The 7,672-nt window shown below is 46.0% G+C and carries 4 protein-coding genes; all 4 read left to right on the top strand.

What is annotated here, in order from left to right; translation table 11 throughout:
- Positions 1–204 precede the first annotated feature (204 nt).
- On the top strand, positions 205–2,100 hold the full coding sequence (locus FE296_RS17050) for a PrkA family serine protein kinase (RefSeq protein WP_036610009.1): 1,896 nt from the start codon (positions 205–207) through the stop codon (positions 2,098–2,100).
- Between the two features lie 244 nt (positions 2,101–2,344).
- Positions 2,345–3,352 (top strand): globin-coupled sensor protein, encoded by a 1,008-nt coding sequence (locus FE296_RS17045; protein ID WP_124113730.1) that lies wholly within the window; start codon positions 2,345–2,347, stop codon positions 3,350–3,352.
- A 129-nt stretch (positions 3,353–3,481) separates the two neighbouring features.
- Complete coding sequence (locus tag FE296_RS17040; protein WP_124113731.1) at positions 3,482–4,486, top strand: LacI family DNA-binding transcriptional regulator; 1,005 nt, start codon at positions 3,482–3,484, stop codon at positions 4,484–4,486.
- Between the two features lie 244 nt (positions 4,487–4,730).
- The gene (locus FE296_RS17035) at positions 4,731–7,553 is read left to right on the top strand and encodes an endo-1,4-beta-xylanase (RefSeq protein WP_150365760.1); all 2,823 of its coding nucleotides are present in this window, start codon (positions 4,731–4,733) and stop codon (positions 7,551–7,553) included.
- Positions 7,554–7,672: the final 119 nt, after the last annotated feature.

Genomic DNA, 7,672 nt, shown 5'->3' with positions numbered 1-7,672 from the left:
AAAAAAAGAGGTCAACTTATCCGAATTGCCGCATAGGTATGTAATACACTTTTCACAACAAAACAAGACGTTTGGACAGAGGGTGGCGGGACTACACAGGACCGCAAGATTGGTATTCAAGCAGGAGCCGCAATTCTATTGATTTCTTCATACCATTCGGAATGGTTGACAATCACACTAAAGGAGCCATGGGAGGTACCAAGCATGAATATTTTTGAACGCGTTGCGGAACATCGGGCAGAGAGTGACCGTTTGACATGGAACGGAACATTTGAAGATTATATTGCACTGCTGAGAGAGGACCCGACTCCGGCAATGACGGCTCACGCCAGAGTGTATGAGATGATTGAATCGTTTGGGGTGGAAGAAGTAGGTGGGCATAAGCGGTACAAGTTTTTTGAACAGGAGATCTTTGGACTGGACCGTTCGATTGAAAAGCTGGTTGAAGAATACTTCCACTCGGCAGCACGTCGTCTGGATGTACGTAAACGGATTTTGCTCCTGATGGGTCCCGTAAGTGGGGGGAAATCGACGCTGGTGACGCTGCTGAAGCGGGGGCTTGAACAGTTCTCGCGGACAGAGAAAGGTGCCATATACGCCATTGATGGATGCCCGATGCATGAGGAACCGCTGCATTTGATTCCACTGGAGCTTCGTCCTGAAGTGGAAAAGGAAATTGGAGTCCGTATTGAGGGTAACCTTTGCCCATCCTGCCAGATGAGACTCCGTACCGAATATGGTGGTGATATCAGCAAGGTGCCGGTGGAACGCGTCATTGTTTCCGAAGATAATCGCGTGGGAATAGGAACGTTCAGTCCATCCGATCCGAAATCACAGGATATTGCCGATCTGACGGGTAGTATCGACTTCTCCACCATTACGGAGTTTGGTTCCGAATCCGATCCACGTGCCTATCGTTTTGATGGGGAGTTGAACAAGGCGAACCGTGGGTTAATGGAGTTCCAGGAGATGTTGAAATGTGATGAGAAATTCCTCTGGAATCTCCTGTCGCTCACTCAGGAAGGGAATTTCAAAGCAGGACGCTTTGCCTTAATCAGTGCGGATGAAATGATTGTGGCGCATACGAATGAATCGGAGTATAAGTCTTTTATCTCCAACAAGAAAAATGAGGCACTGCAATCCCGGATGATTGTCATGCCGATTCCGTACAATCTGAAAGTGTCCGAGGAAGAGAAAATCTATGCCAAGCTCATTCAGCAAAGTGACATGAAGCATGTTCATATTGCACCGCATGCACTGCGGACTGCAGCCATTTTTTCCATACTTACCCGCTTGAAGGAAACGAAAAAACAAGGCATGGATCTCGTTAAAAAGATGCGCATGTATGATGGTGAAGAAGTGGAAGGATACAAAGAAGCCGATCTGCGCGAGATGCAAAATGAGTATCTGGATGAAGGGATGTCCGGCATTGATCCACGGTATGTCATTAACCGGATCTCCAGTGCTTTGATTAAGCAAAATCTTCAGTGCATTAACGCGCTGGACATTCTGCGGGCCATCAAGGACGGTCTGGACCAGCATGCCTCGATTACAAAGGAAGAGCGGGAGCGTTATCTGAACTTTATCGCTCTTGCACGCAAGGAGTATGATGAACTGGCCAAGAAGGAAGTGCAGAAAGCATTTGTGTACTCATTCGAGGAGTCGGCAAGAACGTTATTCGAGAATTACCTGGATAACATTGAAGCATTCTGCAACTGGTCCAAGATTCGTGACCCGCTCACGGATGAAGAGATGGACCCGGATGAGCGTCTGATGCGATCCATTGAGGAACAGATCGGGATCTCCGAGAATGCAAAGAAAGCGTTCAGGGAAGAGATTCTGATTCGAATCTCGGCATACTCCCGCAAGGAGCGCAAGTTCGAATACAGCAGCCATGACCGTTTGCGTGAAGCGATTGAGAAGAAGTTGTTTACCGATCTGAAAGACATCGTCAAGATCACAACCTCAACCAAAACACCGGATGCAACCCAATTGAAACGTATGAATGAAGTCATTAAACGCTTAATTGAGGAACATGGATATACCGCAGCCAGCGCGAATGAACTGTTACGTTATGTGGGCAGTTTGCTTAATCGCTAATCGGCAACAAACCATTCCGGATCAGGCTCCTGATGTCTGCTGTGAGGCTCCTTCACAGCAGGGTCAGGGCCTTTTTAATTACATGAAGGTCCATATTAGTCTAAAAAGCTGACAAATAAGGTTAATTTTAAAGAGAATTAGTTCTAATGGTATATGTATATTTAGGTATTTTAGTCTATAATCAATACATATATTTACAATTTAAAGTAATTTAGTGTTTATTAAGGAGCTGACTGAACCAGATATGAGCAGTATTTCCGCAACAAGACAGAAGCAACTTGATTACATGGGTTTAACCGCAGGGGATCTAAAACTGCTTGCCGATCATCGACCTGTTTTTAAAAAAGTCGTTAATGAAGTGGTAGATCATTTCTACAATCATGTGGGGAATTATCCTGAATTGGTAGATCTGATCGCTCGATTCTCTACCATTGATCGTCTAAAAGAAACACAGAAGATGTACTGGTTATCGATGACAGATGGAATCGTGGACGACGCATATATTGAGCAACGGATTGCGATTGGGCTTGTGCATTCCCGTATTGGCCTGTCGGAAGATTATTATCTGGGTACCTATATGGTATACCTTGATATTGCAACGAGCATATTCCAACAGGTTATCCCTGATTCCTGGCATCTTGTCATTCAGGCGCTCAGCAAAATGTTCAATCTGGATTCACAGCTTGTCCTTGAGGCATATGAGAAGAAAGAAAAAGAAAAGTTACATCAGCTTGCCGATGACCAACAGCATACATTGCAGGCGATTACGCAGATTACCCAAGAGCTTACAGGCATGATTAGTGAATTAAATGAAAGTGCAATGGCTATATCGAGTGTAGCCAAAGAAACAGCGGCTTCTCAGGATCAGGCCCAAGTTCTGCTTACCGAATTGACAGGGGAGATCCAGCAGATCGGAAAAATGGGTGAACTCATTCGCGAGATATCGGAACAGAGTCATCTTGTCGGTCTGAATGCAGCGATTGAAGCTGCTCATGCAGGAGAGTTTGGACGTGGCTTCGAAGTAGTCGCCAGTGAGGTGCGCAAGCTTGCAGCCAGTTCTCGGGACGCCCAGGGTAAAATTCAGTCTAATCTGGAACAGATCATGAAGAAACTGAGCAGTGTGCAGCAGGAGTCAGATCATACGTCTCGCGGAGCACGTAGCCAAGCTTCACGCTCGGCTGAACTCGCTGTATTTGCAACAACAATGGAGAAACTGTCTCTGGATTTGAAGAATCTGGAACAGCAGGAATAGAGCTTAAAAGCATTAGGAACCTTCCGTACCGTTTCAGGCTGTTTTAAGCTATAATGGGTAGACAAACCTGCCGATGTTATAGAAAATGCAGCCGGAGACAGGGGATTTGAAAGAGGTTGAGGTGATCAGATGGCTTCTATCCATGATGTAGCCAAGGAAGCGGGAGTATCTGTTGCAACCGTTTCCAAAGTGATAAACGATTATCCTGATGTAAGTGAAAAAACACGCAAAAAAGTCAATATAGCCATCGAATTATTGAAATATCAACCCAATGTGGTCGCACGTGGACTTGTCAAACGCCGTTCATGGACGGTGGGAGTACTGTTAACGGTTCCGTTTACGAACCCTTTTGTGTCTGAGTTGCTGGAAGGGATCAAGACAGCGCTGGAGAACAGTGGATATGATCTGGTCCGGTTGTCTACTCGATTCGATGATCCGGCGTACTCGTTCATCAAACATTGCCGTAGTCGTAATGTGGATGGCGTTGTGGTATTCGGGGAAGGCAGAGAAAACGAGAGTATTCAGGAACTGGTGGATGCAGAGATTCCAACGATGTTTATCGATACGGACATGTTGGGCAAGCGTGCCGGGTACATTACTACGGATAACGCGAACGGGATCTCGATGGGTGTCAAACATCTGTATGAGCTTGGGCACCGCAAAATTGCCTATATCTCAGGGACACTTGGACCTGCCGTAGCCAATCTGCGATTGGAAGGATATCGGGAAGGGCTGCGAGAATGCGGCATCCCGTATTCTACGGTATATCTGGAGATCTGCGATTATTCCTTCGACGGAGGAAGCAAGGCTGCCCGACGATTGCTGGCACTTCAGGATCAACCAACGGGAATTGTCTGTGCATCAGACATGTCTGCCTTTGGTGCGATTCATGAAATTGAAAAGCATGGACTGAGTGTACCAGAAGATATCTCGGTTGTCGGGTTCGATAACACGTATTATGCTGAGGTATTCAAACCGGGGTTGACCACAGTGAATCAGAATATCTATTCCATCGGCATTAAGTCCATCGAATATCTGATTGCCATGATCGAGAATCCATCTTATTCTCCTCCCGTGGTGACGGAACCTTCCAATCTGGTTGTCCGTCAGACGACAGCACCTTTAAAAGCCTAAAGACGTTGACAAGGAGCACAGCTAACAAGCTGTGCTTTTTGTCGTTTTATTTATTGTGAATTTTTTTAGAATAAGTCCTATAGTTTAACGGGTAAACAAAGTTTACTGGCAATCGTATAATGAAAGTGCTTACAATTTTCTGTCCATTAGCATCTATCCATCCTGAATAACGATCTTGTAAAAGGCTGGCACATGGCAGAGCAAAGGTTATTCTTCACAAACAACGAACCAAGGAGGAGATCGGATGCATTTGAGAAAATGGTGGAGCTTGTGCTTGTCGGCTGTATTGATCTTCAGTTTGTTCCCAAGTGTGGGAACAGGAGGGACACGTGCTGCGGCTGCGGACGTTAAGACTGGCGATGATGGAGTACTGTTCGAGGCTAATTTTGAAGATGGTGTGTTGGGACAATGGCGTCCACGTGCGAGTGAAAAGCTTGATATCGTAACGCAAGTAGGTCACGACAGTACACGCAGCCTGAGAACCTCTTCCCGTACCGAAACGTTCCATGGACCCTTAATTGAAGTAATAGAACATGTACAGAAGGGCAGCACGGTTCATATTTCGTTTTGGGCCATGTACGATGAAGGACCGGACAGTCAGGTCATTAACGGTTCACTGGAGAAAGAGTACAATAACGACGCTTCAAGTCGAGAATATGCTACGTTTGCCTCTGCAACTCTGAACAAGGGACAGTGGAAAAAAATCGAGGCAGATGTGGTGATCCCTGGAGAAAATAGCGGCATCACCGGATTCCGCATGTATGCAGAGACACCTTGGAAGACATCAGCGGAAGTGACGCCGGCGGATACGATTACTTTTTACGTGGATGATGTACTGATCACGGAAGCCGAAAAAATTGAAATAGAGCCGAACATTCCGAATCTAGTGGATGTTGTGGGACAACACTATGCAATGGGAGCGGCAATCGACCAATCTGCACTGGATGCGGAAGATCCGCATTCCCAACTGTTGACGAAACATTTTAATAGTATTACAGCTGGAAACTTTATGAAAATGGATGCGATGCAGCCCCAGGAAGGACAGTTTGTCTGGTCAGAGACAGATCGCCTGGTGAAGTTTGCCGAAGCAAATGATATGGAAATCAGAGGTCATACGCTGTTATGGCATAGTCAGGTGCCGGACTGGTTCTTTACCGATCCGAATGATGCTTCCAAACCTGCCACGCGTGAACAGTTGCTTTCACGGATGAAAACCCATATTCAAACCATCGTGACCCGGTACAAAGGAAAGGTTCATACATGGGATGTCGTCAATGAAGTCATCTCGGACGGAGGCGGCTTGCGGAATGAGGCCAGTAATTCCAAGTGGAGAGATATTATTGGGGATGTAGATGGCGACGGAGATGACAGTGATTACATTGAGCTGGCTTTCCGATATGCACGTGAGGCTGACCCTGATGCGGTATTGGTGATTAATGACTATGGAATGGAGGGCAATGGAAACAAGGTGAATGATATGGTGAAGCTTGTAGAGAAGCTGCTTGCCAAAGGAACACCGATTGATGCGGTTGGATTCCAGATGCATGTGTCGATGTACGGACCGGATGTAAAGCTCATTCGTGAGGCTTTTGAGAAAGTGATTGCTCTTGGTGTGAATGTACAGGTTACAGAGCTGGACGTTTCGATCTATTCAAGTAATTCCGAACTGGAGATGCCTGTCACAGAGGAATTAATGCTGCAACAAGCTTACCGTTATCGTGAACTGTTCGACCTGTTCGACGAGTTGGGAAAACGCGGCGTAATGGACAGTGTTACGGTCTGGGGACTTGCGGATGATGGTACATGGCTTGACAATCATCCAGTCAAAGGACGCAAAGATGCACCATTGTTGTTTGATCGTAAATTGAAAGCGAAACCGGCCTATTGGGCACTGGTGGATGCTACCACTCTTCCGATCTATCGTAATGAATGGACAGCACTGAAGGCCAGCCCTTCTTTCCCGAATCACAAAGGACAGGAAGATATTCTGTGGGGTGCTGTGAAAGGACTTGAAATTAATCATCTGGCAGATGGTACATCTGTGGTTACGGGTGAGGCTCGTATGATGTGGGATGCCAAAAAGGTGAATTTACGATTGGAAGTGAAGGATACCACACGTCGCAAAGGGGACCAGGTGCAGGTTTTCCTCGCGGAAGAAGTCAAGGGGACAGGCGCTGCAACTTCTGAAGCTGATCTGTCTGCCAAGAAGAAAAATCCGCCTTCTGCAAATGGTCAATATACATTTAAACGGGATGGGGGTAAAGGCAAAGATAAAAATACTTACAACGTACAGGAGACCAAAACCGGTTATGTTGTATACGCATCACTGCCTATGTCAGCTGCTCTACTTACCGAAGGCCAGGTCTTGTCTCTGGATTTTCGGATTACGGATGAACATGCTGCTGGAAAGACAGCGACCATTGTTTGGAATGATATTTCCAATCAACAGCCCGACAAACCAGCCAACCGGGGCAAACTGAAGCTCGGTTCTGTCTTGAAACAAACCAAGGTCACTTATGGCAAACCTGTCATTGATGCAAAACAGGATAACGTCTGGAAAAAGGCTGTATCTGTCAAGACGGATGTCTGGGTGGTCGGAAACTCAGGTGCAACGGCGACTGCGCAGCTGTTATGGGATGAGAAATACCTGTACGTATTGGCAGATGTGAAGGATCCTTTGCGAAGCAAATTAAGTTCCAATGCACATGAGCAGGATTCGATCGAGATTTTTATCGACCCGAGCAAAGATCAGACAACATTCTATCAGGAGGATGACGCCCAGTACCGGGTCAATTTTGATAATGAGACTTCTTTTGGTGGAAATGCACGGAAAGAAAGTTTCAAATCAGCTACCCGATTAACAAGCGGAGGGTATACAGTTGAAGTGGCAATCCCACTAGATAGTGTTCGTACTGAAGGGCAAAGATGGATTGGGTTTGATCTTCAAGTTAATGATGATGGCGCGGGAGATGGCAAGCGAAGCAGTGTATCCATCTGGAGTGATTCATCAGGTAATTCTTATCAAGATACTTCCGGTTTTGGCAGTCTGTTACTGACTCGCAAATAGAATATTCAGTTGTGAATTAGAATATGAGAATGTTAGCTATGCAACATTGTATATCTGGAAATAAGTGTTGATTTTAAAGGCTGGGACGTTTAGACTATATACATTCAAATAAACGGGTT

This window comes from Paenibacillus sp. UASWS1643 (assembly GCF_008693195.1).
Taxonomy (GTDB): domain Bacteria; phylum Bacillota; class Bacilli; order Paenibacillales; family Paenibacillaceae; genus Paenibacillus; species Paenibacillus amylolyticus_B.
This window is presented reverse-complemented; position numbering and strand designations above follow the sequence as displayed.

Bases quoted from the DNA above. Each gene is read 5' to 3' on its own strand.
- FE296_RS17050 (WP_036610009.1), top strand. From the start codon at position 205: ATGAATATTTTTGAACGCGTTGCGGAACATCGGGCAGAGAGTGACCGT.
- FE296_RS17045 (WP_124113730.1), top strand. From the start codon at position 2,345: ATGAGCAGTATTTCCGCAACAAGACAGAAGCAACTTGATTACATGGGT.
- FE296_RS17040 (WP_124113731.1), top strand. From the start codon at position 3,482: ATGGCTTCTATCCATGATGTAGCCAAGGAAGCGGGAGTATCTGTTGCA.
- FE296_RS17035 (WP_150365760.1), top strand. From the start codon at position 4,731: ATGCATTTGAGAAAATGGTGGAGCTTGTGCTTGTCGGCTGTATTGATC.